We start from the raw sequence: 23,846 nt of genomic DNA, 5'->3' as shown, positions 1-23,846 counted from the left end.
GATGGGAGCCTAGCGAGACACCTCATCCGATACCGTGGCTGCTGTGAAAGCGATCACGAGAGCTGCCGTAGCCCTGGTGCTCATGAGCACCACCGTCCTGGCCGCTGCGCCCGTTTCGGTGCAGGCGGCGTCGACGACGTTGTCAGCTGTCGCCGGGGTTGACGACTTCACGTTCGAAAGTCTCTCGGTGGACTACTACCTCGACGTTGACGAGAACGGGAGAAGCACACTCAGGACGGTCGAGGAGTTTGTCGCCGTCTTCCCGGAGTACGACCAAAACCGCGGGATGAGGCGAGCCATCCCCTCGCGGTACCTCGGTGCACCCACCGATGTCGACGTACTCTCGGTCACGAACGAGAACGGCGACCCGCGCCCGTTCGAGGTAGAGACGGACGACGACGGATTTGTGCTCGTCACGAGTGCAGCGCGCGACTACGTGCACGGAGCGCAGACCTACGTGTTCACGTATACCCAGCGCAATGTCACTCGATACTTCGAGAACACGGACGCCGACGAGTTCTACTGGGACACCAACGGCACCGGATGGGCGCAGCCCTTCGGATCGGTGACGGCGCGAGTGCACGTGCCACAGGCGCTCGCCGACTCTCTGACCGGCGACGCCGCGTGTTATTACGGATTCGAGGGGTCGACGAACACGTGCGACCTTCAGACGGCGTCCGAGCCCGACGGTGTTGTGCTCACGTCGAGTGTGTCGGGGCTCGGCGCCTACCAGAACATGACCCTCTCGGTGGGGTTCGAGCCGGGAACCTTCGTCCCGCGCGACGACAGCTACTTCGGCTCCTACCTCGGGTGGCTCCAGCTCGTGTCACTACTCGGTGTCGCCTTCGCGCTGGTCCTCGCGATTGTGCTCCGGTCGACAACTCTGGCTGACGCGCCGGGTAGGCCAACGATCATCGCCGAGTACACACCGCCACGCGAGGCGGGCATCATGACGTCGGCGGTTATCCTCGGCAAAACCCGCAAGGCGGTTGCGGCGATGCTTGTCGATATGGCCGTCCGCGGGCACATTCGCATCGTCGAGAGTCCCGCGCAGGGTTGGTTCGCTCGCGGCAACGACTACCTTCTCGAGCTTCTCGATCCGACGGGTTTGGACGAGTCGGAACGTGACCTCGCGACGGCGCTGTTCGGCTGGGAGCTGGCGCCCGGAACGGGATATCTGATGTCCAAGAGCGACACGGTCTTGAGTCAGCGAGTCCGTGCTCTCGTCCAGATGGGCACGGCGCGCGCGTCACAGCAGGACTACCGCTCGCCGAGTCGTGCAATCGTCGCGGCCCTCCCCATCGTGCTCGTGATCGGTGCGACCGTCGCCACCTTCCTGTGTGGTGTGTTTATGGTCGACAACGCGATCGGCGGGCCGTGGCCACTCATCCTCGTTGCTCCTGCGGTCGTCGCGGTGTTTGTCGTTTTTGGTCTCGTCGTGCGGGTGCCGCTCACGGCGAAGGGGTCTGAGCTGCGCGACCATCTCAAGGGGCTGCAGCTCTACATCCGGCTCGCCGAAGCCGACCGACTCCGGATGCTGCAGTCGCCGACCGGCGCCGAGCGCGAGACGGTCTCGACGACCGACCCACGCCAGGTGCTCGATCTTTACGAGAAGCTCCTCCCGTACGCCGTTCTCTTCTCCCTCGAACGGGAGTGGGCGCAGGAGCTCAGTCGGTACTACACGGAGGAGAACCCGCACTGGTACTCGGGCACGTCGACGTTCAACGCGGCAGTTTTCGCCTCGAGTATTGGCTCGATGGCCTCCTCCGTCTCATCCTCCTACTCGGGAAGCTCCTCGAGTAGTTCCAGCGGCGGTTCCGGGGGTGGCGGTTCGTCCGGTGGCGGTGGCGGAGGTGGCGGTGGAGGCGGCGTCTGATCGCCCCCAACGCTAGGCTCGAAGCGTGAGAGCCTCCCGCTGGTTGGACAGGGTGCCCCTGCGCTGGTGGGTCATTGCGGCGGTTGCCGCGTTGCTCGGAATCTCTGCGGTGTTCGGCGGTCTGAACGAGGCCGAGCGGGCCGACGATGGTCCCGAAGTCGTCTCGGTGGCGGAGGAGTTTGTCGGGCCGGAACTGGCGACGACGGTGCATTCCGTCGAGATCGACACCGCGGTGACCGGGCGAGTGGGGGAGGCCGAGGAGGGCAACACGTACCTGGCCGTGTCTGCGACCGTGACCAACCTCTGGAAGGTCTCCTCGATCACCTTCACCGATCTCCTGCAGTTGCCGTGGCTGGGGGATGACCTCGCCAAGGCCGAGCGGGTCGTCTACGCCGACGGCGAGCTCGGCGTCCAGGTCAACCCGAACGTCCCGGTCGATGTTGTGTTCATCTGGGAGATCCCGACAGAACTGGTCCCCGAGGACGGGATCATTCCGGTGACGATCATGGCGAAGTCGTTCACCGAAGACGGGGATGTGACGTACGGCTCGTACTGGTCATCACCGGAACCAGCCGCCGTTGTCGAACTGGACGCAACGCGATGACCGCAGCACTGCGTTGGCTCGTCGGACTCGCGCTGATTGTGGCGGCGGGGGTCGTCGTCGCTCTCGAACCGGGCGAGCAAGTGCGCCAGGCCCCTTTCATCGAGACGGTGCCGCTCGGTGTGGACGGGGTCGGTCGCAATCTCGAGGTGCGCTACACGGACGTCAGGCTCGCCGATTCTCTCCTCCTCGAGGATTCCGTCGCGCGCACGCAGGGTCTCTGGGTGGTCGTCGACCTCGTTGCCATGAACCTCACCGAGCCAACCGGCAGTCAGAGCTTCCTCCTGGTCGACGGGTTCGAGTATCGAGGGCTCGACCGGCTCTCGGGAGGATTCGAGTCCGATGTCCTGGTACCCGGCATCCCGACCGAGGGAACCGTGTTTTTTGAGGTACCCCGACAGGTCTCCGACCGTACCGTTCGTGTGGCGCTCGCGACGGGCTCGGACTGGCGACTCGACTCTGCGATCGCCATCGATGTGGATCTGTCGACGCTGCGGGTCGAGGATCGCATCGAGATCGCCCGTTCGACGAGGGTCGCCCCGTGACCTGGCTGCAGCGCGAGCGCTGGTATCTCGTCGCGCTCGTTGTGGTCGCACCCCTCGCGGTTCTCGTGGCGCTGTCGGCAGGCTGGTTCTCCTACGTCGAGCGTGAAGAAGGCCGCGTCGTCCGCGTGGAACGCGAGGCCGACGTTCAGTACGCGGGCGCTACCTGGTCGGTCACGGGAGCGGGGGTTCTGTCCTCATCGGATGAGGCCGCCGAAGGCCTCGGTCTGGTCGACGGGACGTCACTCGTGTTCGTCGAGCTGCGTGTCGAGCCGGGATCCGCGGCACCGGATTGCACGCTTCGCCTCATCGACGCCTCGGACACGCGGCACTGGAATCCGGCATCCTATGCAGACGTAGACCTCGAAGCGGATGAGGATGCCGAGACCTACTGCTCACCCGACGCTGTCGCGCCCTACACTCTCCAGTCCTGGTTCGTCGTTCCCGACGACGCGGTCGACGACGCCAGGCTCCAGCTCTCCGCTCGCGACTCGCTTCCCGAGTTGCTCGACTTCGACCTGTAGGGTCTCGCGACCCTCAGCGCTGCGAGACAGGAAGTATCCCCACGCGGCAGCGATGAGGGCGATCCGCAACGGCTCGACGATCCCGTCGACGCCCAGCCCGATGAGGGCATCGGTCGCAAACCACCACTGCATCTCGTGAGGTCCGAGTAGTCGGTACAACCCGAGCCGCAACCACGCAGTGCTGGTGTCGAGCACGGCGTAGGCGACCACGAAGAGCCCAACCGTCACGATGCCGGCCGCCCACAGCAGTCGAACCGAGGTTGCGATGGGCATCCATCGCCCGGCGAGATCGGATCCGACTTCGGCGAGCCTGCGGCGTAGGCGTCGAGGAAGTCGGGCCCAGCGACGAGTCAGTGCGAGGATCCGCGCACTCGGATCCCGCCGTGCCGCGGCCGCGGCGTACACGATACCGGCGAGCGTGAGCCATGCGAGGGGGAGCCCCAGCACGGTTCCCGCCTCGGCGGCGATCCAGCCGATGGCGTCGGCCACCCAGCCGATGGGGGCGAACAACTCGCGAGCCTGCGCCACGACGTCGGTGTACCACACGACGATGCTGCGCGACTGCACCCATTCCGTGACGAATCCGACGAGCTGCGACAGAACGTCGACGGCGATGAAGAGCCACACCGCTTCGAGGTACGCGCCGACGAACCCGAACCAGCGCGGAAGTTTTTCGCTGTTGCGGCTCACGAGGAGACGGAGCACAAAGGCGACCACCACCACAGCGATCGTGATGGGGGTTACCTGGATGAAGAGGGGAACATCGCTGTCGCCGCGCTGCTCGAGCTGCGCGAGAGAGAAAGCGACCCAATCGTCGTGGAGCATGCCCCACGTCGAGAACACCACGAGGAAGGGCAGGATGCTCGAACTGAGCGCATCGAGGAAGCGCGATGCCGGTCGCAACACGAGAAACATCGCAACGTACGAGGAGATGCGAACGAGCACGGCGAGGGGGAGCACGAGCTGGCCGTAGAGCGGGTCGATGTTCGCGACAAAGCCGGCGAACCGGATGAGCAGGTAGTGAGCAGCCCATCCGGCCAGGAAAAACACCATGAGCGCCGGAAAGTTAGCCAGCACGAGTCGCCCCGTGTCGGTCACGATCCTGCGCATGAGGCCAGCGTACCGACCGGGCGGGGTACCGCAGATACGCTGGACGGATGAGTGCCTCCTATCCCGACCCCGCCCGTCGTGTGGCGCTCGCTCCCGCACTTATTGCCGCGGTGGCGCTCCTCGTCGGAGCCGCGGTTGTTGATGCCCCCGGCTACGTCGTCGTGTTGTTCATCGTCAGCATCTTCGCGCTCATCGTTGCCGTGTTCGCGTGGCAGGCGAAGCAGTGGTGGTGGCTCGTCGGTCTCATCCCCATCGCGGTTCTGTGGAACCCCGTGTTCCCCATCGATCTCGGTGACCCGCAGCTCTGGCGTGGGTTGCATTTTGCCGCCGCGGCCGTGTTCATTGCGGCGGGCATCCTCATCAAAATCACGCCGCCGGCTCGCGAACGCTGAGCGGCACGCCATGACGCCCGGTGCGGCACCGGGCAAGGATTGGGCGTACACTGTGAAGTGACGACGGTTCTTCCACCGATTGCAGCGCGATCGGGTCTGGAGAAGTACGAATCGTCGCCGCGCTCCGGTAGTCCACCGGAGACCGTTCATCGATCAGGTGCGGGGTACCCACATCCCGTGCAGGGAGACTACGTGGCATCGACCGGCCAGTCAGAATCGAGCAAACGCTCGACCCGTCAGCGTTCGGCTTCGCGCACTTCGAGCGCTCAGCGCAGGCGCACGCGTCCCGGCGATGACGTCGGCGTGATCCCCGTGCTCGCGCGCGCGGCCCGTGAGGTCGAAACCGCCGTGCAGAAGGGGCCGCTCAAGCCCGCGAATCGCGCGCGTTTCCAGGTAGCAGCGCTCCTCCTGAGGGAAGAGCGTGCGCGGGTCAAGGCCGACACGTCGCTTTCCGACGCCGAGCGCCAGAACGAGCAAAAGCGACTCGACGGGCTCGCGGGCATTCTCGCCAAGACGGCCGCCCGTGACACGAGCCTCATCGCCATGCTGAGCGAGGATGCCCCCATCACCGCCGCGGCAAAGGCCCTGCGCCGCGACCTTCTGCTCGCCGCCGGCGTCGAGCTCAGCCCGGACGAGCTCATCATCACCACCGAACCGAAACCGGTCGACAAGCAGGTCGAGAAGCAGGTCGTTCCGGCATCCGTGCGTCAGATGCAGATGTCGAACCCGTTCCTGGCGCCGGACTTCAGCGCCGTCGCCGCACAGACCACCCCCGTGAGTCGCCTCGCGAACTGGGAACTCATCGAACCACTCTTCCGCTCGTTCGAGTACGGCGCGGGCGGTGGGGCCGCGACGATGGATCTGCCGGAGGCGGGCTCACTCCACACGCAGGGCGACCTCGAGCTCATGCGACACCAGGCTCGATTCGTCGAAGAGGTCCGGCAGGGTCACCGCACCTTCCTCCTCGCCGATGAGCCGGGCCTCGGCAAGACGGCCCAGGCGCTCCTGGCTGCCGCAGCCTCGAACTCGTACCCCTTGCTCGTGGTGGTGCCGAACGTCGTCAAGACGAACTGGGCGCGAGAGGTCGAGCGGTGGACACCCGGTCGCAGCGCCACCGTGGTTCACGGAGATGGCAATGATGTCGACGCGTTCAGCGATGTTGTCATCGTCAACTACGAAATCCTCGACCGTCACGTCGGGTGGCTCAGCCGCTTCGGCTTCAAGGGCATGGTCGTCGACGAGGCGCACTTCATCAAGAACCTCAAGTCGGAGCGTTCGAAGCACGTGCTCGCGCTCTCGCGCAGCATCCGGGCGACCTACCCCAGGGCGCTCATGATCGCGCTCACGGGTACACCGCTCATCAACTCCATCGAAGACTTCCGCGCCATTTGGCAGTTCCTCGGATGGATCGACGACAAGAAGCCGCTCGCCCCGCTCATGAAGAAACTCGAGGACACCGGCCTTACGCCAGCGGATCCCGGCTTCTTCGCCGAGGCTCGTCGCGCTGTTGTCGACATGGGTATCGTCCGTCGCAAGAAGGTCGATGTGGCCGCCGACATTCCGGCGCGCCGTATCGCCGACATCCCCGTCGAACTCGACGACGAGTTCGGCCGCTCGATCCGCGCCGCTGAAGCCGCGCTGACCGCGCGACTTCTCGATCGTTTCCGTCGGGTTCGTGCGATTAAGCCGGATGCGTCGACCGAGGACCTCATCCGAGTGGTCGCGCACGCCGAACTCGAGGAGTCGAAGGGTCAGAACACGGGCGAGAACGTGTTCACGATGGTGCGCAGGATCGGTCAGGCCAAGGCGACTCTCGCCGCCGACTACACCGCTCAGCTAGCCCGCTCGGTCGGCAAGGTCGTGTTCTTCGCCAAACACATCGATGTGATGGATGCTGCGGAAGAGCACTTCGAGCGGGTGGGGCTGAAGTCGGTGTCGATTCGCGGCGACCAGAGCCCGAAGGCGCGCCAGGAGGCGATCGACGCGTTCAGCGCCGATCCGGAGGTTTCCGTTGTTGTCGCATCGCTCACCGCTGCCGGCGTCGGGCTGAACCTTCAGGCGGCGTCGAACGTCGTGCTCGCCGAACTCAGTTGGACCAATGCGGAGCAGACCCAGGCGATCGACCGTGTCCACCGCATCGGACAAGAACTGCCCGTCACGGCCTGGCGCATCATCGCGGCGCACACGATCGACGCACGAATCGCCGAACTGATCGGCAGCAAGGCAGGCCTCGCTGCGCGCGCGTTGGACGGCTCCGATGAGGATGTCGCTGGCGAGTCGAACATTCAGCTGGAGGCGCTCTCGAGCCTTCTGCGGGAGGCACTCGAGCGCTCCTAGCTGGGCGACGTCAGCCCAGTATGCGCTCGATCGCCCTCACCGGGATGACAAGCCACTCCGGGCGGTTCCTGCTCTCGTACACCGCCTCGTAGAGCGCCTTGTCGATCTCGAACGCGTCGAGGAGCGGCTTGTGCTGGCGAAGGTCGAGCCCTGAGCTTGCGGAGTATGCGTCGAGGAATGACTCGCGTGCCTCCGCCGCCCATGCGCTCGCGTCCCACGACATCGTTGCCTCGAGCGACCCGGCGATGTAGTCAAACGACCGCATCATGCCGGCCACATCACGGAGCGGGCAATCGAGCATCGTCCGCTGGTTCATCGGGCGGAGGGGTTCCCCTTCGAAATCGACCATGACCCAACCGCGACCCGGCGCATCGAGCACTTGCGCCAAGTGCAAGTCGCCGTGAACACGCTGCAGCTCCGGCCACCGACACGTGTGCGCGCGGTCGATTACGCCGGAAAGCTCCTCGCGGCGCTCACCGAGCTCGGGCACGGCACCGAGTGCCAACTCCAAGCGGCGGCGCATCTCGCCGAGCATCCGCTCGACGTCGTTATCGTCGGCTGCCCGGTGGTGTGCTTCCCCGCGAAGTACACGGTGCACCTCAGCGGTGAGGGAGCCGAGACTAGCGGCATTCGCGGCAAACGACTCGTCGCGTGTGGCGAATTCGAGTCCGACCTGCCACCCGTCGCGAACGCCCCGGAGAAACTCCTGGGCGACGGCGATGTCGCCATCGGCCACGCGGTCGCTGCGCCCGGAGTCTGGCCACCGGGCGCGAACGTGCCCGAGCGCGCGCGGCACACTGCGCGACTGCGCGGCCGACAGGAGGCCCTGAAGCTCGACGTCGGGGTTCCTCCCGTGGTGAAGCGTACGGAATAGCTTGATCACCACCGGCGTGGAGTCGGGGTGATCCCACTCGACGACGATGGATGTGTTCGACTGCTCGCCGCGCAGCACCCTCGATCGACGTGCGCCGGATGCAGCATCCACCGCGAACCCGCCCGCGTTCGGCACACCGGTGACCTCCGATGTCGGGCTCACCACTCGACCACCAGACGCACACAGCGCGAGCACGGAAGCCACGTAGTCCCTGTCGTGGGACGCGTCGTGTATCCACCAGCCGTCGACCATGCCGATGAGCCCCTCATCCTCCCTCGCCTCCCGCCGGTAGGAGAGCGGCACGTGATAGAGCACGGGGGAGGGCGACGCGCGGTCGAGGAGCAAGTACGTCACGACGTGGTGCTCGTCATCGCCCGTGACCTCCCACGAGGCGATCTCGACGAGACTCGGCACCACCCCCTTGCTCGCGTACCACCGCTGACGCGCCATCCACTCGACCACGGGGTTGTGACCTTGCCAGGGGACGCTGCCGTTCGTGCCTTCCCAGAGGGCACTGCTCTGCCACGACGAAGCCATAGAACCAGTAATGGCCGCGATCCGGTCGTGGTCAAGGGGTAGCGCGCGTTCGCCAAGTGTGCTGACTTTCGACCCTGGTCTTACTGGGCATTTGTGCAGGGACCGCTCAGGGCGTGCCCGGACAGGTCGCCTAGCTTGTCGTTATGCCGATACCCGCTCCGCGGCTCTCCCGTGTTCCCGTCTGGGCCTGGCGCGCGCTCATGGCGCACCTCGGACCGCGAGAGCGACGTCGCTTCAACGTCGACCCCCTCACGACGGTGGAGTACTCGTTCGACATCGACTACGTCGGCGACGGCATCCGTGAGCACACTCTCGACGTTATTGCCCCCAAACGCATGTCGGAGGCGCTCCCCGTTTACGTCTACTTTCATGGCGGAGGGTGGACGTCGGGCGACAAAGCACCGCTCACCCGGTACTGCGCGACACAGGCGGAGTCCGGGATGGTCGTCGTAAACGTCAACTACCGGATGGCCCCGCGCCATCGCATGCGCGAGATGCTGGCCGATGCGCATGCCGCGCTGGACTGGGTGCACGACTCCATCGAGGGGTTCGGAGGCGACCCCGGGCGTGTGGTGCTCGGCGGTGACTCCGCGGGCGGACAGCTCGCCGCTCTCGCCGCCGCGACGAGCATCAATGCGGAACTCGCCACGCACTACGGCATCACGCGCACCCATCCGGGTGTTATCCGTGGCCTCGTGCAGCACTGTGCCGCCCTCGATTTTTCGGTCATCTTCGAACGCGGGTTCATCCTGAGCACTCGATTTGTGCGGATGCTCCTCCCGGAGCACATCGGTGCGAAGGCAACGCGCGCCGCAGCACGATTCCTCTCGCCGATCGAATGGGTGGACCCTGCTTTCCCGCCGACCCTCGTCACAACCTCGCGACCCGACCCGTTCTATCGGGCGAGCCTCAATTTTGTTGACGCGCTCCGGCGCCATCGAGTGCCCGTTGAGGTCCATATCGACGAGAACGCTCAGCACACGTGGCAGCAGGATTCCCATCATCCGGGCTCGCGCGCGGTTTACGAGCGCATGCACGATTTTGTGGCTCGTGTGGTGTCACCTGCGCCGTCCCTCGCCTGATCGGGGCTATCTTGTGATGCGTGATGGGCGACGAGGGGGCGCGGCGCGCTGAGGCTCGTCGGCGAGACGCGGCGCTGCCCGATCGTGACTGGTCGGAGTTGCCGAACGGCGTGACCCGCTCGTGGCATTCGGCGCCGAGCGGCCGCCTCGCCATGATCAGCGCTGGTGACCCGGCCGCACCGCGTGTGGTGCTGGTGCCTGGGGTGACGGGCTCGAAGGAGGATTTCATCCTCATGATGCCGTTGCTTGCCGATGCGGGATATCGGGTCGAGTCATTCGACATGGCGGGCCAATACGAATCCGCGGAGGCCGGCCCCGAGAATGTGACCCCACCGCGACGGTCCTACGATCACGATCTCTTCGTCGACGACCTCATCTCTGTGCTCGAGGCGGGGCCGGGGCCGGCGCATCTTCTCGGGTATTCGTTCGCGGGCACCGTGTCGCAGCTTGCCACCGTGCGCCGTCCGGAGCTTGTCGCAAGCCTCACACTCCTCAGCTGTCCACCCGAATCCGGTCAGGGTTTTCGCGGGGTCAAGCGGCTCGGCCCGTTCACGGGCCTTGCCACCGGGCGCGTGGGTGCTGCTCTCATGATCTGGGGCGTGCGGCGCAACTTCACCAAGGTGCCTCCGGGGAGGCTCGCCTTCGTTCGGCACCGATTCGGGTTCACGCGTCGGCAGTCCGTTCGCGACATCATCTCCCTCATGAAGAGAGCACCGGATGCTGTTGCGGAGTTGGCTTCGTCGGGCCTCCCCATGCTCATCGCCGTCGGTGAGCACGATCTGTGGCCCACCTCACTGCACCGAGCGTTTGCCGATTCGCTCGGCGCGCGATTGGTCATCTATCCGACCGGTCACAGCCCGTGCGAAACGACACCGTACGAGCTCGTCCTCGATCTCCTGACGCTCTACAACGAGCGCTGAGCGTGTTCGATCGCTCGGCGTTCGCGCCGCCGGTCGAGCAGTGAACGTTCCCGCCAGTTGAGACCGAGTGTGCCGAACGCCCACCGGATTCGTCGACGGAAGCCGGCGAAGGACTTGAATGGTCGGGCCGACACACCCACGACAAGCGTCCGATCGAAGCGGACGGTCATGGTCGGCTCGAGGTGGATGGCGAGATCGAGATCATCGTGAATCTCGCGGAGATCGCTGTGCACTGACGTGCGCACTCTTCGCCAGGCGTCCGCGCGGAAGGCGAGGTTGGAGCCGAAGAGCGGGGGATGCCCGAGCAGGAGGCCCACGAACCAGATGTATCCGCCGATGTAGAGGTTCTCAGCCATCCAGTGCACGGTCCGATTAGACCCGTAGAACCTCCCCGGCCCGGAGAGAAAGTCGAGTTGGGGATCGCCCGCGAACGCCGACTCGACCCGCTCGACCCAATCGCGGGAGGGCACCGAATCGGCATCGAGTCGGAGAACGATGTCGCCCGAGGCCGAATCGAATCCCGCGGCGGAGGCGGGGAAGATGCCGCGGATCGGCTGATCGACGATCGTCGCGCCCCAGCGAAGCGCGACGTCGCGGGTGTCGTCGCTGCTCCCATTGTCGACGACGATGATCTCGTCGGCGGGTCTGGACTGGGCGCTGAGAGCCGCGAGGCATCCCTCGAGCATCGCCGAATCGTTCAGCGCGGGGATGACGACCGAGAGCCGAACCATAGCGATCCCCAGCATAGCCAGCGGGTGGCGGCGTTAGTCTGTCCCCGTGAAGCACGTGCGCATCGCCGCGGTCGCGGCCATCGTTCTCGCCCCCCTGTTCGGTGTGATCGGCGCTCCGTCGGCGGATGCGGCGCAGCCCGATCCACGCACGGTCGCGAACGGTGTCGAGGACTTCACGTTCGAGTCGTTCGATGCGCAGTACTACCTGGACACGGATGATTCTGGCCGAGCGAAACTCCGTGTTGTGGAGACCATCGTCGCCCTGTTCCCAGACTTCGACCAGAACCGCGGCATCATCAGGGCTATACCCCTGGACTACGACGAGACACCGCTGCACCTCTCCGTCGTTTCGGTCACCGATGAGAACGGCACGCCGGTGCCCTTCGAACGGGACGACTACTACGGGTTCGCCGAACTCGCCCTCGGCACCGACGATTACGTGCAGGGACGGACCACCTACGTCATCGAGTACACGATGCGTGACGTCATCCGTCATTTTGAGGACTCCGGTGGCGACGAGTTCTACTGGGATGTCAACGGGGATGGGTGGCCACAACCGTTCGGTTCGGTCAGCGCGACAGTCCACCTCTCTGCGGATCTCGTGGACGCACTCACGGGGAACGTGAGCTGCTATCTCGGCTACTACGGGGAGCAGAACGAGTGCGACATCCGTGCCGAGGGCGACACCATTTCCACCCGCGTCGAGGAGGTAGGCGCCTACAACACGCTGACCGTCGCGATTGGCTTCGAGGGCGGCACCGTCGTTCAACCGACACCGCCGCGCGAGACGTGGCCCATCCAGGTGCTCCCCAAGGTGCTTCTCGGTGCCTCGGGTCTGTGGGTCGTCATCGCCGTGCTTCTACGCACCTTCGTACTGAGGGATGCACGCGGCCGGGGCACCATCATTGCCCACTATGAGCCACCCCGCGATAGCGATCTGCTCATGGACGCAGAGATCATCGGTCGCCAGCGATCGGGATTGCCCGCGCTCCTCGTGGACTTCGCGGTACGCGGACTCGTCACAATCATCGACAGGAGTAAGGGTTCGGCAACGAGTTCCGCGTTCTCTCTCGAGCTCGTCTCGGGCGAAGGCGCGAACTCCCGTGAACTGCGAGTCCTGCGTGCGCTGTTCGGTTCGAAGCTCGAACCCGGCAAGCGGATCCAACTGGACGCGCTCCCGGCCGCGACCGGCGCGAGCCTCTACGGCCTTCCGGCTTCGACAACAAGCGCGGCGATCTCGGAAGGATTACGTGCCAAGCCGAAGACGGCGGCCCAGGTCTGGCTCCGCAGGATCTCGCTCGTCACGTGGCTCGGGTTCGGTGCACTGTGGGTCTGGGCGGTGTGGATGGGGGCCCTCGTCGCGGAGGTCGTTGTGCCGGCCCTCGTCGCGACTGTCCTGGCGCTCGCCGTGTCGATCATCCTGGCAGTCCCGGCGAGGCTCACGCGCGCAGGTGCGGACCACAAGGAGTACCTCGAGGGCCTGAAGCTTTACCTCACGGTGGCCGAGGAGGAGCGCTTCCGGATGCTGCAATCTCCCGATGGAGCACTGCGCGTCGATCCGACCGATCGGGGTGCCGTCGTGAAGCTCAACGAGCGACTTCTTCCCTACGCGGTGCTGTGGGGCGTCGAGGACCAGTGGGTGGAGGTGCTCCGTGCGCAGTGGCCGGATGCTGCTCCCGCGTGGCTCGACGGAACCGATCTCTCGGTCAGCACTCTGCGCGGCTTCTCCGCGTCGTCGATGTCGTCGGTGCGCCCCATCGTCACCTCATCGTCGTCAGGATCGAGCTGGTCGTCGTCGGGCGGATCCAGTTTCTCCAGCGGCTCCAGCGGGGGAGGTTTCTCCGGTGGTGGCGGCGGAGGCGGCGGCGGAGGAGGTCGCTAATGACAACGGACGGATTCCTCACAGGGGACGAGATGTGGCCGCGTCGCGAGTTCCTCGCTGCGCTCCGGGGGGAGATCCCCACACGGCTCGAGAGCGATTCGCTCGGATCGATGCCGATCCCCGCCGAAGCGTACTGGGGTATTCATACGGCCAGGGCACTGGAAAACTTCCCCATTACGCGCCGTGCCATCTACAACTATCCCTACCTCGTGATCGCCCTCGCACGCGTCAAGCAGGCTGCCGCTCGCGCCAATCGGGAGTTGGGTGCTCTCAGCGACACCAAAGCGGATGTCATCGACCGGGCGTGTGAGGAGATTGTCGCGGGGGCCCTCCACCAGGAGTTTTGTGTCGGTGCGATCCAGGGTGGTGCCGGCACGTCGACGAACATGAACGCCAACGAGGTCATCGCCAATCGTGGGCTCGAGCTGCTCGGGCGCGAGCGTGGAGACTACGCCTACCTGCATCCGATCGACGACGTCAACCGGAGCCAGTCCACCAACGACGTGTATCCCACCGCCATCAAACTCGCGATGGTGTTCGGCATCCAGCGCCTCCTCGACGAACACCGCCAGCTGCGGGCGGCTTTCGCTCAGAAGGGGCGGGAGTTCGCATCCGTTCTCAAGATCGGGCGAACGCAACTCCAGGATGCCGTTCCCATGACTCTCGGTCAGGAGTTCTCGGGATTCGCCACGACCCTCGCCGAGGACGACGATCGCCTCTCGGAGGTGATCCCGTGGCTCAACGAGATCAACATGGGTGCCACCGCAATCGGGACGGGCATCACGGCCGATCCGCGGTATGCCGAGGCCGTGCGCCGTCACCTCGTCGAGGTCACGGGAATCGAGATGGAGACCGCACCCGACCTCATCGAGGCGACGTCGGATGCCGGCATCTTTATGACCGCGAGTGCCACCCTCAAGCGCGCGGCCGTCAAACTCTCCAAGATCTGCAACGATCTGCGCCTGCTGTCGAGCGGACCGCAGGCGGGACTCGGCGAGATCGTCCTCCCCGCCCGCCAGGCGGGGTCGTCGATCATGCCGGGCAAGGTGAACCCGGTCATCCCCGAGGTCGTCAACCAGGTCGCGTTTTCGGTGATCGGCGCTGACGCAACGGTGACGGCTGCGGCCGAGGCCGGGCAACTTCAGCTCAATGCTTTCGAGCCCGTGATCGCGAGTTCGATCTTGCAGTCACTGGCGTGGATGACCAACGCCTGTTACACACTGCGGGTGAACTGCATCGAGGGCATCACGGCCAACACCGAGCGGCTCGCGATGCAGGTCGAGACGAGTGTCGGGGTGGTCACGGCGCTCACCCCGTACATCGGCTACCAGGCGGCGGCATCCCTCGCGCACACGGCACTCACCTCGAACGCCTCGATTCGCGACCTTGTTGTCGAGGCGGGCCTCATGGAGGCCGAACAAGTCGACCGCGTTCTCTCGCCCGAGCGACTGTCTGGCATGGTTCCACTCACGGGCGCACTCACGCTCCCGGTGCAACTCCCGCCAGACGAGCTGACCTAGCCCAGCGCGCAGCTTGGGCTCAGCCCAAACCCTGCGCTCGGAGGATGAGGCTCTTGACCGCCGTCGCGGGAACGACATCTCCCTCGCCCGCGAGGAACGCCGGGTCGGAGGACAGGATGATCGGGGTGTCGGCCGGTCCGCTCGGGAGACGCCCGTGTGTGCCCTTCACGATGGTGGGATCCAGCGGGATCGCCTTCATCGCGTAACGCAGACCGACAGCCTTCTTCACGAGGTTGCCCGCCGCTTTGACCTTCACAAGCGGGTCGGCCGGGTTGAAGAACAGTTCAGCGGGGTCGTAGCCGGGCTTGCGATGGATGTCCACTCCCCGGGCGTACTCGGGAGCCTTGTCGTCGTCGAGCCAGAAGTAGTAGGTGAACCATGCGCCGGGGGCGGCCACGGCGACGAGTTCACCAGCCCGCTCGTGGTCGAGACCGTAGGCCGCCTGCTGTTCGCGGTCCAGGACCTCGGCGACCCCGTCGAGTCCCTCAAGAATCGAGCGAACGTGGGGGATGTCGTCGGGGTTGTCCACGTAGACGTGGGCGATCTGGTGGTCGGCCACCGCGAACGCACGCGAGGTCCACGGGTCGAGCTGTTCGAGCTCCTGCTGCACGTAGACCTCGAGAAGACCCTCGCGCCGAAGCGCACGATTGACGTCGATGGGCTTGTTCGCTGCTGCGAGACCGTACTCCGCGAGAGCGACGACGGTGACCCCCTGTCGCTCGGCCTGGTCGAGGAGCGGCGCGAGTGCAGCATCCAGTTCGGCGGCCGCCTTCGCGGCTTCCGGGCCCTCCGGGTCGAATCGCTGAAGGTCGTAGTCCAAGTGGGGGAGGTAGGTCATGGTCAGGTCGGGAACCGCGCCACCCGTGCCACCACCCTCGAGGATGTACCGGGTCGAGTCGATGAGCCACTGCGAGGACTTGATCGTGGCGGTGGGCCCCCAGTACTGGAAGAGCGGGAACTCGCCGAACCGCGTCTCGAGGTCATCGTGAAGGCTGGGTGGGCGTACGTATGCGTCGGCCGATTTGCGACCGTCGGCATGGTAAATCGGTCGGGGAGTCACGGTGACGTCCGTTGTGGCCCCCATCGCGTACCACCAGCCGAGGTTGGCCGCCCGATAGTCCGGCTTCGTGCGTCGAGCCGTCTCCCAGACCTTCTCTCCGGCGACGAGCTTGTTGTGCTGGCGCCACAGGTAGACGTCACCGAGGCCCCGGAAGTACCAGCCGTTGCCGACGATTCCGTGCTCCGACGGCATCGTTCCCGTGAGGATCGTCGACTGCACGGAACACGTCACGGCAGGCAGCACCGTGCCGAGACTCGACTGCGAGCCCGCGCGCGCAAGTGCGGAAAGGCGAGGCATGTGCTCCAGGATCGGGGCGGTGAGACCCACGATGTCCAGAAGCAGAATCGGACGCGTCATTCGATGCGTGCTCCCATCAGTTCGCGCTGGGCCCAGGCCAGCTCGCTTGCGATACCGGCCGCGAGGTCGGCGGGTGGTTCGGGTAGGACGGACCAGGTGTAGGTCTCAACGTCGAGGTGCACGTCGTGGGTCGGGCGTGTCGCCACGACGGCGTCAACCGCCGTGCGCAGCACGTCCGTCGTGGCTCCGAGCGGGGCATCCGGCACCATGTGCAGCGGAACGTGGAAGTGCACGCGCCACGGTCCGTTGCCGGGAAGAGTCGCGAGAGCCTCGTCGAGGTCATCGACTCGCAGGATGCCGTCGGCATGACGCTCGCGGACCTGATGCACGTATCGCGGCTCACCGAACACGGCGATCGCCTCGCGCGAGGCGGGATCCGCGGGGGTCAGCACCTCGAGGGCCGCCGAGGCCTGGATCTTCACGACCTTGAGACCCGCGGACTCGATGGCGGTCACGGCTTCCGTCGGGTCGGCGAACGACACAGCGAGGTGGCAGGTGTCCAGGCACACTCCGACGAACTCGGGATCGATGACATCGCTTCTGGCACCCAGCCACTCGACGATGTCGGCCACGTTGTCGAGGATGCATCCGGGCTCCGGCTCGATGCCGATGCGAATCGTGTGGCCCGTGGTGTCGCGAATCTGCTCGAGGGCTGCGACCAGCTCGACGAAGGCTGCGGTGGCGACCTCGTCCTCGGCGGGGCCCCATCCGGTGCGCCAGCCGAGCGGAAGGGTGGAGATGCTGCCGTCGGCACGAGGTGGCAGGAAGGCCGCGAGGGCCCGAGCGGCGTCGATCGTGTACTCGAGTCGGCGTCGGTCGGTCCAGTCGGGAAGGTAGACGTCGAGCTTCACGACCTCGGCGTGGAAGGCAGCGTAGGGAAACGCGTTGAGCGTGCGGACCTCAAGACCGTTGCGTTCGAGTGCTGCTCGAAGTCTGTCGCGCGACGTTTCGTTCGTGGCGAGCTCGTGCGCCAGTTCCGCTGGCAGCCACAGCCCGACGCCGACGACGTCGAGCTCGGCCTCGGATCGCGCCGGGCCCGCAAACTGGTCGAGTTGGGCGATGACGCCGTCCAGGTCCTCGGCCGGATGCACGTTGGTGCAGTACGACAGGTGCATCATGGGGCGACCACGGGCGCTCCGCGCTGCACCGAGTTGCCCTCGAACAGCGGGGGAGCCTCGAGTGCCTCGAACCCGGCGAGCGGTGTGACATCCACACGTCCGCTCTGCCCGTAGAAGTCGATGGGGTTTTGCCACAGCACACGATCGACGTCGGCCTCGGTGAAACCGGACTCGAGCATGAGCTTTCCGGTCTTCAGCGTTTTGAGCACATCGGAGCGACCCCAGTCCGCCGCAGAGTTGATGAGGATGCGGTCGGTGCCGATGCGCCGCAGGATCGCCACCATCCGCTGCTCGTCCATCTTCGTGTCCGGATAGATGGAGAAGCCCATCCAGCATCCCGACTCGGCGACGAGGTCGACCGTGAGCTCGTTGAGGTGATCAACCACAACGAGCTCTGGCGCCACTCCCGAGGAGGCGACGACATCGAGTGTGCGCTTGGTGCCGGAAAGCTTGTCGCGGTGGGGTGTGTGAACGAGTACGGGAAGGTCGTAGTCCTTCGAGAGCTGCATGTGCTCTTCGAAGACGTCCTGCTCCTCGACGGTCATCGAGTCGTAGCCGGTCTCGCCGATCGCGACAACCGATTCGCGAACGAGGAAGCGCGGCAACTCGCTCATGACCTCGCGGCAGCGCGGGTCATTGGCCTCTTTCGGGTTGAGGCCGATCGTCGCGTGATGCCGGATGCCGAACTGCGAGGCCCGGAATCGCTCCCACCCGGTGATGAGGTCGAAGTAGTCGATGAACGAGCCGACGTTGGTTCGAGGTTGCCCCAGCCAGAATGCGGGCTCGACGACGGCGCGAACACCCGCGGCGAACATCGATTCGTAGTCGTCCGTGGTTCGGGCGGACATGTGGATGTGTGGATCGAAGATGCGCATGGCCGCTATCCCTTCGCGATCGGCTCGGCGAGTGTGCTGAGGTCTGTGGTGATGACACGACCGGCGGAACTCCGTTCACGCACGAGGTCTCTTGCCATACGTTCCAGTTCGTCGTCGCGACGCTCGTCCAGGCGCGCCACGGCGGTGAAGGGCACATCCATGAAGACGAGCTTGATGACACCCTGACGCCAGGTGTCCTGGTCGAGGTGACGACCCGCGAAGGCGCCCATACCGGATGCCACGAGCCGGGGATCGTTCGCACGGAACGCGTCGTGCACCAAAGCCACACCTGCCGCAGCCACGGGGGCTGGCAACTCGTCTTCCGCGGCAAGTTCGTTGAGCCCGCGCAGTACCCCGCGCTTGACCTCGTTGTCACCCTGCTCGTAAAGCGACGTGACGGCTGCGGCAAACGCGCTGTCGTCGAGCACTCCGGATAGCTCGACGACGAGTGTCGCGCGAGCGGCATCCGCCGTCGTGCCCGCAACGAGTCCGGCCGGATCGTCGGCGTCGAGGGGATCGCGACCCACCCCGAGACCGGCTTGGGCGAGCCAACGCAGCGCAGCAGCAGGCTTCTCGCGTACAGCGGCAGTGGCCTGCGACATCCATTCGTCGGGACTTGTCATGGCTCTCCTCACAAACTCTTTCGGGTCGTCGTCGACTCCGAGGCCGCGTTCAGCGCCTCGCGCATCCGTTCCATGCTCTCCCGTGCGAGCCGCGGCGCTGCGTGCGAATGCCGGGGGAGTTCGATGGCTGCTACTCCGTCATACCCGATCTCGCTGAGAGTTCGAAACGCGAGAGCGAGATCGAGTTGTCCTGTGCCGAGTTCGAGGTGCTCGTGGACACCCGGCATCATGTCGTCGACCTGCACGTTGACGAGCAGATCGCCGGCGGAGCGGAGTGCGTCGACAACACCGCCCGGCTCGACAGCGACGCAGTGCCCGAGGTCGACGGTGATGCCGAGGCGGTCGGGGTTGCCGAGTTCCTCACGCAACGCCAGGGCATCCGCGACGGTCTCGACACGCATTCCCGGTTCGGGTTCGAACCCCAGCTGGACACCGCGAACCGATGCGAGTGCGACAACATCAGCCATTCGCTCGACGAGCATCGACCACGCCTCATCGGAGGTGACGTCGTCGGGAGTGACACCGGACCACAGAGACACGCAGTCCGCGTCGAGCACTCCAGCGATCTCGATGGCGCGGGCGAGGAAGGTCAACCGTCGCGAGGCCTCACGGTCCACGAGTGTCGGATGGTGCTTCACGTACGGGTCCAAGAGGTAGCGCGCACCGGTCTCGACGACAACACGCATGCCGCGCTCATGGAGGGCCGATCGAAGCTCCCGCGCCCGACGCTCCCACTCATCGGCAAAAGGATCGAAGTGCGGATGCCCGAGCGTGAGCGCAATGGCCTCGTAGCCGTACCCGGCGACGACGTCGAGCATGTCGTTGAGGGTGTGATCGGTGAAGCCGTTTGTTCCATAACCCAAGACCGGGAGGAGATTCGGGCTCACGTGATCGAAGCTCCCCGCGTGGCGGCTGACGCGCGCGCCCGTCGAGACTCGAGAGTGAGATCGAGGGCTGCGAGGGCGATCGCGCCGACCAGGTTGCCCGCTCGCGCGACAAGGCCTGCCTGGAGCGGGATCATGCCCATGATCCCGGCCCGCGTGGCCGTGCGAATCGGGCCGGCTTGCGGGTCCGCGGCAGCGGCGGCTTGGGGAACCCCGACCTCGACGGCGAATCGGGCGGCACCGAGTGCTCCAGCGCTTCGACCGAGGCTCTCATCGGGGTGCGCCGCGGCCGGTGCCGGCACAAGCACGGTGGCGGCCGTGACCGCGGCCGTCGCAGCTACCGAACCGCTGACCGCTTTGGTGGTCGAACCGTGCACTTCGCCGCGCGAGAGCACTGTGACGCTGGCGGTGTGGCCCGCAACGATCGCGGCCGCGGGAGCTGCGGCGAGGGCACGGTCGGACCCGGAGCCGACTAGGACGTCGAGACCGCGACATGCGGCCATGACCACGGGGCCGAACGGACCGTTTTTCGCGGCGAGGTTGTACGTACAGATAGCTGCGGCCAAGGGCAGGGCCATAGCAACCGAACGGCGACCGCCGAAGATTCCCGCGGCGGCGATACCGCCAGCCACGAGAGCTCCAGCGGTGATCGTCGCGGCACGCCGAGAGATCCGCCCGGAGGGAATGGGTCTCTCGGGTCGTTCCACTGCATCGAGATCGGCATCCGCCACGTCGTTGAGGGCCATGCCCGCCCAGTAGAGCAGCACCGAGGAGATCGGCAAACCGATCGCCCTGCCGTGTAGGGGGCGACCCGCCCAACTCGCTCCAACAACGGTGTCACCGATGACGGAGAGTGCCGCGGGGGCACGAACGAGTTCGAGATAGTCGCGCAGGGGCATCAGGGGGTTCCGACGGGCAGTCGTGATGCGACGCGCTGGGCCCACTCGGTGAGCAGGTTCGTCTGGTCTGCGAACGCGTGAACATCGCTGCCCCACGGATCCTTGAAGAAGAAGCCGAGTGCACCGACGGGGCCGCTCTCGCCGCTCGCCTGGGCGAGGGAGAGAAGACGCGCGAGGTCGATCACGAGGGGTGCGGCGAGCATGGAGTCGTACGCGCTCCAGGTCGTCTGGAGGATGACGCGACTGCCGAGGAAGCCCTCGGCGCTCACGTGATCCCACGCCGTCTTGACGTCGCCGAGGTCCGGCACGTTGTCGATGTGCAAGGGTGCGACGACGTCGGGGCCGAGGAGCGCGTGCAGCCCGCGGTTCTTCGACGCGAGCTTCGAGCGAACGGCTTCCGGGTCGGCGAGGGTTTGCCCGTCGCCGCCGCCGAGCAGGTTGGTGCCGGCCCACGAGCGCACCTTCATCCCACGCGAGGTGAACATCGGCGCGAGCACGGTGCGCAGGAGGGTCTCACCTGTCTTGCCGTCCTGGCCGGCGAAGGGGATGCCGGCATCCGTCGCCCACTGCCACAACACGGGAAGGTTGAGCGAGGTCGACGGCGTGAAGCACGCGTAGGCGGCGCCCGCGGTGACCGCGGCGAGTGCCCCGAGCGAGCTCGGCGGGAGCACGGCATCCCCGGGCGTCGCGAGTGCGGCTTCGAGGAGGGAGCGATCCTCGAACTCACTGCGATACGCGGGAAGCGGCTCGGTCGACGACACGTCGATGACAACAACACGGTCGAGCCCGTTGCGCTCACGGAAGGCCGCAATGTCGGCGGCGCGGAGCTCGATCTCCTCGGCCTGGGTGGGGGCGGTGGGAACGGGAAGGATGTTCTCGTCGAGCGCGCTCAGGTCGTCGGCGACCGATGCGACGAGGGCGCCGTCGATCATGCCTGCGGCGCTCAGCGCTCGGGCTTTGTCGGCCAGCGGAGTCGTGCCGACATCGTGACCGCCGACAATCAGGTCGCTCAGTGCAGGCATGGGGAGGTCACGCAGCTGCGCGCTCTCGGTGGCGAGACCCACCGGTTCGGCCAGATTTCGGCTCAGTGCCGCGATGCCGAGCGCGGCCGTTGTTGCGACGCTTCCGCGCCCTCCGACGAGCCAGAGGCCCGTTCGCTTGCCAGAATCACGATTCATCGTTGAAGTGCTCCCAATCTCTGCGTCCGCCATCGCACACATGCCGACAGAACGGCTATGAGGACGCTAAGCGATATTTCTCCGGACGTCAAAACAAAATGCCCGCGCCCCTGACCGCTACTCACTTACGCCGATCTCGAGGTGAGATCGACCGTGGGGTAGACCGCGTGGACTGCCGTTTCTGCTAGCGCCCAACAAATTACGGAGTGTGAGTCATACTGGACGTACGCCCAGGGAGCCTCAGTCCCGAATTCTCGGGCGCTCGAGGCGGCACGCTGACGTGCCGCGACAGGAGGTCAGCCTACCCGTGGAAGCCGACGCCCGTGTCTCCATGGCGGACAGCACGATCGAATCCCTCACGCCCGCGGCCTTCGCGCGGCACGTCGACAGACTCGTGGATCCTACCGGCGAACGAGTTGCCGAATCCTGGCGTCCCGTTGTTGCGGCCCTTGCCGAGCGGCACGACGAGGCGGCCTTTCCGGCCAGAGTCCTCGCAGACCTCACGGGTGGCAAGTTCCTTCGCTCGCGACTCGCGGTCGCGGGCTACGCCGGCCTCGGTGGGGAGGATGACGCGGTAGCGGCATCCCTCGCCGTGTCGGTTCAACTTCTCCACCTCGGTCTGTGTGTTCACGACGATCTCATCGACGGGGATGCGGTGCGGCACGGGCGACCCAACGTGGCGGGGCTGTCGCGCCAGCGAGTCCTAGCCGAAGGCGGCTCGGCTGGACGAGCGGGGCGGGAGGGTATGGCAGCGGCGGTTCTCGCGGGAGATCTTGCCATTGCACAGAGCCAGCGTGAGTTGCTCACTGCACCCCTCGAGCCCACGGTCACGGTTGCCGTGATGGCAGAACTTCTCGATGCCCTCGCCGTGACGATCGGAGGGGAATGGCTCGATGTTCGCAGCGAAGTCGCTCCGCCCGCCGATATTCCAGCGGATGTCATCGCATCCCTCAAGACGGCCAGGTACACAACCGTGCTGCCGCTCCGGCTGGGAGCCGTCGCGGCCGGGGCAGACGCGCTCGCAGTGACCGCTCTCACGGGGTTCGGCGAGTATCTCGGTGTCGCGTACCAAATGAAGGACGACGAACTCGGGGTCTTCGGCGACCCCGGTGTCACGGGTAAATCGGTGACGGCGGACCTCCGCAGCGGCAAACGCACGGGGCTCCTGCGCCTCACCTACGAGCATTCAACGTCATCCCAGCGCGAGCGGCTCGACGAACTCGTCGGCCAAGAGTCGATGGGTGCTGCCGAGGCGTCGACCCTGCGCCAGGTCATCCTTGCCTCGGGCGCAGCCGATGAGCACCGCGCCCGTATGCTCACCACGGTGGAACGAGCTCTGGGCTTCCTCGAGCCAGCGAGCGGATTACCTGCGCCGCTTGTCGCCTACCTCACAGCCGCTGCGGCAACGGTGGTTCCGCGCAGCAGCTGAGCAGGGGCATCAGCGTGGCGCGTCGTCGTCCTCCATGACGTGGAGTGCCTGATCGCGAGCATCCCCGGCGGCCTCCGTCACCCGTTCGGTGACATCCCTCGCCGTGGTGGCGACGCGGTCGCCGACGTCCTTGGCCGTCGTCGCGACACGATCGCCGACGTCCTTGGCGGTTGCGGTGGCCGTGGCCGCGGCATCCTTCGCAGTCGTCGACACCTTGCCTGCGACATCCTTCGCCGTGGACGAGACGCGATCGGCGACATCCTTCGCGACCCCGGGCGCTGCCTTGACCGCTGCTTCGGCTCGGTCCCGGATGATGGGCGCCTGCGCTCGTGCGTACTCTTCGACCTCGCGCCGAGCACGCGCCACGCGTGGGTCCTCCCAGACCGCGGAGACCTTCGCCTTCATGGCGTCATACTTCTCCCGTCCGGCGCGGGTTCCGAGCACGTATCCGACGGCGAGGCCTGCAGCGAGAGCAAGGAGTCTGGGGTTCATGCG

21 protein-coding genes are annotated in these 23,846 nt (G+C 66.1%); 10 read left to right on the top strand and 11 right to left on the bottom strand.

Features of this window, described 5'->3' with window-relative positions; genetic code table 11:
* Nucleotides 1-82 precede the first annotated feature (82 nt).
* From LH407_RS02000 to LH407_RS01990, 3 genes are read left to right on the top strand one after another with little or no spacing between them, the layout of a single operon-like run.
* Entirely contained in the window at nucleotides 83-1,876 is a 1,794-nt protein-coding gene (locus LH407_RS02000; RefSeq protein ID WP_322132965.1) for a DUF2207 domain-containing protein, read from the top strand.
* A gap of 25 nt (nucleotides 1,877-1,901) precedes the next feature.
* The gene (locus tag LH407_RS01995; RefSeq protein WP_322132966.1) at nucleotides 1,902-2,480 is read left to right on the top strand and encodes a hypothetical protein; all 579 of its coding nucleotides are present in this window, start codon (nucleotides 1,902-1,904) and stop codon (nucleotides 2,478-2,480) included.
* Nucleotides 2,477-3,022, top strand: a complete 546-nt coding sequence (locus tag LH407_RS01990; RefSeq protein WP_322132967.1) for a hypothetical protein — start codon at nucleotides 2,477-2,479, stop codon at nucleotides 3,020-3,022. The genes LH407_RS01995 and LH407_RS01990 overlap by 4 nt, the downstream gene beginning before the upstream one ends.
* 392 nt (nucleotides 3,023-3,414) lie before the next feature.
* On the opposite strand, the gene LH407_RS01985 is transcribed toward LH407_RS01990, so the two are convergent.
* On the bottom strand, nucleotides 3,415-4,653 hold the full coding sequence (locus tag LH407_RS01985) for a hypothetical protein (RefSeq protein WP_322132968.1): 1,239 nt from the start codon (nucleotides 4,651-4,653) through the stop codon (nucleotides 3,415-3,417).
* A 47-nt stretch (nucleotides 4,654-4,700) separates the two neighbouring features.
* Between LH407_RS01985 and LH407_RS01980 the strand changes: the two genes are divergently transcribed.
* Entirely contained in the window at nucleotides 4,701-5,045 is a 345-nt protein-coding gene (locus LH407_RS01980) for a DUF6804 family protein (RefSeq protein ID WP_322132969.1), read from the top strand.
* Nucleotides 5,046-5,237: 192 nt separating this feature from the next.
* Nucleotides 5,238-7,382: a DEAD/DEAH box helicase gene (locus tag LH407_RS01975; protein WP_322134908.1), complete on the top strand. Its 2,145-nt coding sequence runs from the start codon at nucleotides 5,238-5,240 to the stop codon at nucleotides 7,380-7,382.
* 10 nt (nucleotides 7,383-7,392) lie between these two features.
* Here LH407_RS01975 and LH407_RS01970 read toward each other — a convergent pair whose 3' ends face one another.
* Nucleotides 7,393-8,793, bottom strand: coding sequence for a maltokinase N-terminal cap-like domain-containing protein (locus LH407_RS01970; protein WP_322132970.1), 1,401 nt, complete (start codon nucleotides 8,791-8,793; stop codon nucleotides 7,393-7,395).
* A 143-nt stretch (nucleotides 8,794-8,936) separates the two neighbouring features.
* On the opposite strand from LH407_RS01970, the gene LH407_RS01965 reads away from it, so the two are divergent.
* Both LH407_RS01965 and LH407_RS01960 read left to right on the top strand, forming a co-directional pair.
* Nucleotides 8,937-9,875 (top strand): alpha/beta hydrolase, encoded by a 939-nt coding sequence (locus LH407_RS01965; RefSeq protein WP_322132971.1) that lies wholly within the window; start codon nucleotides 8,937-8,939, stop codon nucleotides 9,873-9,875.
* A gap of 23 nt (nucleotides 9,876-9,898) precedes the next feature.
* Nucleotides 9,899-10,795, top strand: coding sequence for an alpha/beta fold hydrolase (locus LH407_RS01960; RefSeq protein WP_322134909.1), 897 nt, complete (start codon nucleotides 9,899-9,901; stop codon nucleotides 10,793-10,795).
* Here LH407_RS01960 and LH407_RS01955 read toward each other — a convergent pair.
* Nucleotides 10,780-11,526, bottom strand: coding sequence for a glycosyltransferase (locus tag LH407_RS01955; RefSeq protein ID WP_322132972.1), 747 nt, complete (start codon nucleotides 11,524-11,526; stop codon nucleotides 10,780-10,782). The genes LH407_RS01960 and LH407_RS01955 overlap by 16 nt on opposite strands.
* 46 nt (nucleotides 11,527-11,572) lie before the next feature.
* On the opposite strand from LH407_RS01955, the gene LH407_RS01950 reads away from it, so the two are divergent.
* Both LH407_RS01950 and LH407_RS01945 read left to right on the top strand, forming a co-directional pair.
* Nucleotides 11,573-13,408: a DUF2207 domain-containing protein gene (locus tag LH407_RS01950; RefSeq protein WP_322132973.1), complete on the top strand. Its 1,836-nt coding sequence runs from the start codon at nucleotides 11,573-11,575 to the stop codon at nucleotides 13,406-13,408.
* 32 nt (nucleotides 13,409-13,440) lie between these two features.
* A complete protein-coding gene (locus LH407_RS01945) occupies nucleotides 13,441-14,928 on the top strand; it encodes an aspartate ammonia-lyase (protein WP_322134910.1) in 1,488 nt (495 codons plus the stop codon).
* 19 nt (nucleotides 14,929-14,947) lie between these two features.
* On the opposite strand, the gene LH407_RS01940 is transcribed toward LH407_RS01945, so the two are convergent.
* From LH407_RS01940 to LH407_RS01910, 7 genes are read right to left on the bottom strand one after another with little or no spacing between them, the layout of a single operon-like run.
* On the bottom strand, nucleotides 14,948-16,345 hold the full coding sequence (locus tag LH407_RS01940) for a nucleotide pyrophosphatase/phosphodiesterase family protein (RefSeq protein ID WP_322132974.1): 1,398 nt from the start codon (nucleotides 16,343-16,345) through the stop codon (nucleotides 14,948-14,950).
* Complete coding sequence (gene eboE / locus LH407_RS01935; RefSeq protein ID WP_322132975.1) at nucleotides 16,342-17,463, bottom strand: metabolite traffic protein EboE; 1,122 nt, start codon at nucleotides 17,461-17,463, stop codon at nucleotides 16,342-16,344. The genes LH407_RS01940 and eboE overlap by 4 nt, the downstream gene beginning before the upstream one ends.
* A complete protein-coding gene (locus LH407_RS01930; protein WP_322132976.1) occupies nucleotides 17,460-18,338 on the bottom strand; it encodes a TatD family hydrolase in 879 nt (292 codons plus the stop codon). The genes eboE and LH407_RS01930 overlap by 4 nt, the downstream gene beginning before the upstream one ends.
* Nucleotides 18,339-18,343: 5 nt before the next feature.
* A complete protein-coding gene (locus tag LH407_RS01925) occupies nucleotides 18,344-18,961 on the bottom strand; it encodes an EboA domain-containing protein (RefSeq protein WP_322132977.1) in 618 nt (205 codons plus the stop codon).
* Between the two features lie 8 nt (nucleotides 18,962-18,969).
* A complete protein-coding gene (locus LH407_RS01920; protein WP_322132978.1) occupies nucleotides 18,970-19,848 on the bottom strand; it encodes a sugar phosphate isomerase/epimerase family protein in 879 nt (292 codons plus the stop codon).
* Entirely contained in the window at nucleotides 19,845-20,744 is a 900-nt protein-coding gene (locus tag LH407_RS01915; protein ID WP_322132979.1) for an SCO3242 family prenyltransferase, read from the bottom strand. The genes LH407_RS01920 and LH407_RS01915 overlap by 4 nt, the downstream gene beginning before the upstream one ends.
* Complete coding sequence (locus LH407_RS01910) at nucleotides 20,744-21,922, bottom strand: inositol-3-phosphate synthase (RefSeq protein ID WP_322132980.1); 1,179 nt, start codon at nucleotides 21,920-21,922, stop codon at nucleotides 20,744-20,746. The genes LH407_RS01915 and LH407_RS01910 overlap by 1 nt, the downstream gene beginning before the upstream one ends.
* Before the next feature lie 331 nt (nucleotides 21,923-22,253).
* Between LH407_RS01910 and LH407_RS01905 the strand changes: the two genes are divergently transcribed.
* Complete coding sequence (locus tag LH407_RS01905; RefSeq protein WP_322135031.1) at nucleotides 22,254-23,351, top strand: polyprenyl synthetase family protein; 1,098 nt, start codon at nucleotides 22,254-22,256, stop codon at nucleotides 23,349-23,351.
* A 9-nt stretch (nucleotides 23,352-23,360) separates the two neighbouring features.
* Here the strand turns inward: LH407_RS01905 and LH407_RS01900 are convergent, their stop codons facing one another.
* Nucleotides 23,361-23,843 (bottom strand): protoporphyrinogen oxidase, encoded by a 483-nt coding sequence (locus LH407_RS01900; protein ID WP_322132982.1) that lies wholly within the window; start codon nucleotides 23,841-23,843, stop codon nucleotides 23,361-23,363.
* Nucleotides 23,844-23,846: the final 3 nt, after the last annotated feature.

This window comes from Antiquaquibacter oligotrophicus, assembly GCF_020535405.1.
In the GTDB taxonomy this organism is placed as follows: Bacteria; Actinomycetota; Actinomycetes; order Actinomycetales; family Microbacteriaceae; genus Rhodoglobus; species Rhodoglobus oligotrophicus.
The sequence above is the reverse complement of the archived record's forward strand: the minus strand, read 5'-3'. Positions and strand labels throughout refer to the sequence as shown.

Bases quoted from the DNA above. Each gene is read 5' to 3' on its own strand.
- LH407_RS02000 (WP_322132965.1), top strand. From the start codon at position 83: ATGAGCACCACCGTCCTGGCCGCTGCGCCCGTTTCGGTGCAGGCGGCG.
- LH407_RS01990 (WP_322132967.1), top strand. From the start codon at position 2,477: ATGACCGCAGCACTGCGTTGGCTCGTCGGACTCGCGCTGATTGTGGCG.
- LH407_RS01985 (WP_322132968.1), bottom strand. From the start codon at position 4,653: ATGCGCAGGATCGTGACCGACACGGGGCGACTCGTGCTGGCTAACTTT.
- LH407_RS01980 (WP_322132969.1), top strand. From the start codon at position 4,701: ATGAGTGCCTCCTATCCCGACCCCGCCCGTCGTGTGGCGCTCGCTCCC.
- LH407_RS01970 (WP_322132970.1), bottom strand. From the start codon at position 8,793: ATGGCTTCGTCGTGGCAGAGCAGTGCCCTCTGGGAAGGCACGAACGGC.
- LH407_RS01965 (WP_322132971.1), top strand. From the start codon at position 8,937: ATGCCGATACCCGCTCCGCGGCTCTCCCGTGTTCCCGTCTGGGCCTGG.
- LH407_RS01960 (WP_322134909.1), top strand. From the start codon at position 9,899: ATGGGCGACGAGGGGGCGCGGCGCGCTGAGGCTCGTCGGCGAGACGCG.
- LH407_RS01955 (WP_322132972.1), bottom strand. From the start codon at position 11,526: ATGGTTCGGCTCTCGGTCGTCATCCCCGCGCTGAACGATTCGGCGATG.
- LH407_RS01945 (WP_322134910.1), top strand. From the start codon at position 13,441: ATGTGGCCGCGTCGCGAGTTCCTCGCTGCGCTCCGGGGGGAGATCCCC.
- LH407_RS01940 (WP_322132974.1), bottom strand. From the start codon at position 16,345: ATGACGCGTCCGATTCTGCTTCTGGACATCGTGGGTCTCACCGCCCCG.
- eboE (WP_322132975.1), bottom strand. From the start codon at position 17,463: ATGATGCACCTGTCGTACTGCACCAACGTGCATCCGGCCGAGGACCTG.
- LH407_RS01930 (WP_322132976.1), bottom strand. From the start codon at position 18,338: ATGCGCATCTTCGATCCACACATCCACATGTCCGCCCGAACCACGGAC.
- LH407_RS01925 (WP_322132977.1), bottom strand. From the start codon at position 18,961: ATGACAAGTCCCGACGAATGGATGTCGCAGGCCACTGCCGCTGTACGC.
- LH407_RS01915 (WP_322132979.1), bottom strand. From the start codon at position 20,744: ATGCCCCTGCGCGACTATCTCGAACTCGTTCGTGCCCCCGCGGCACTC.
- LH407_RS01910 (WP_322132980.1), bottom strand. From the start codon at position 21,922: ATGAATCGTGATTCTGGCAAGCGAACGGGCCTCTGGCTCGTCGGAGGG.
- LH407_RS01905 (WP_322135031.1), top strand. From the start codon at position 22,254: ATGGCGGACAGCACGATCGAATCCCTCACGCCCGCGGCCTTCGCGCGG.
- LH407_RS01900 (WP_322132982.1), bottom strand. From the start codon at position 23,843: ATGAACCCCAGACTCCTTGCTCTCGCTGCAGGCCTCGCCGTCGGATAC.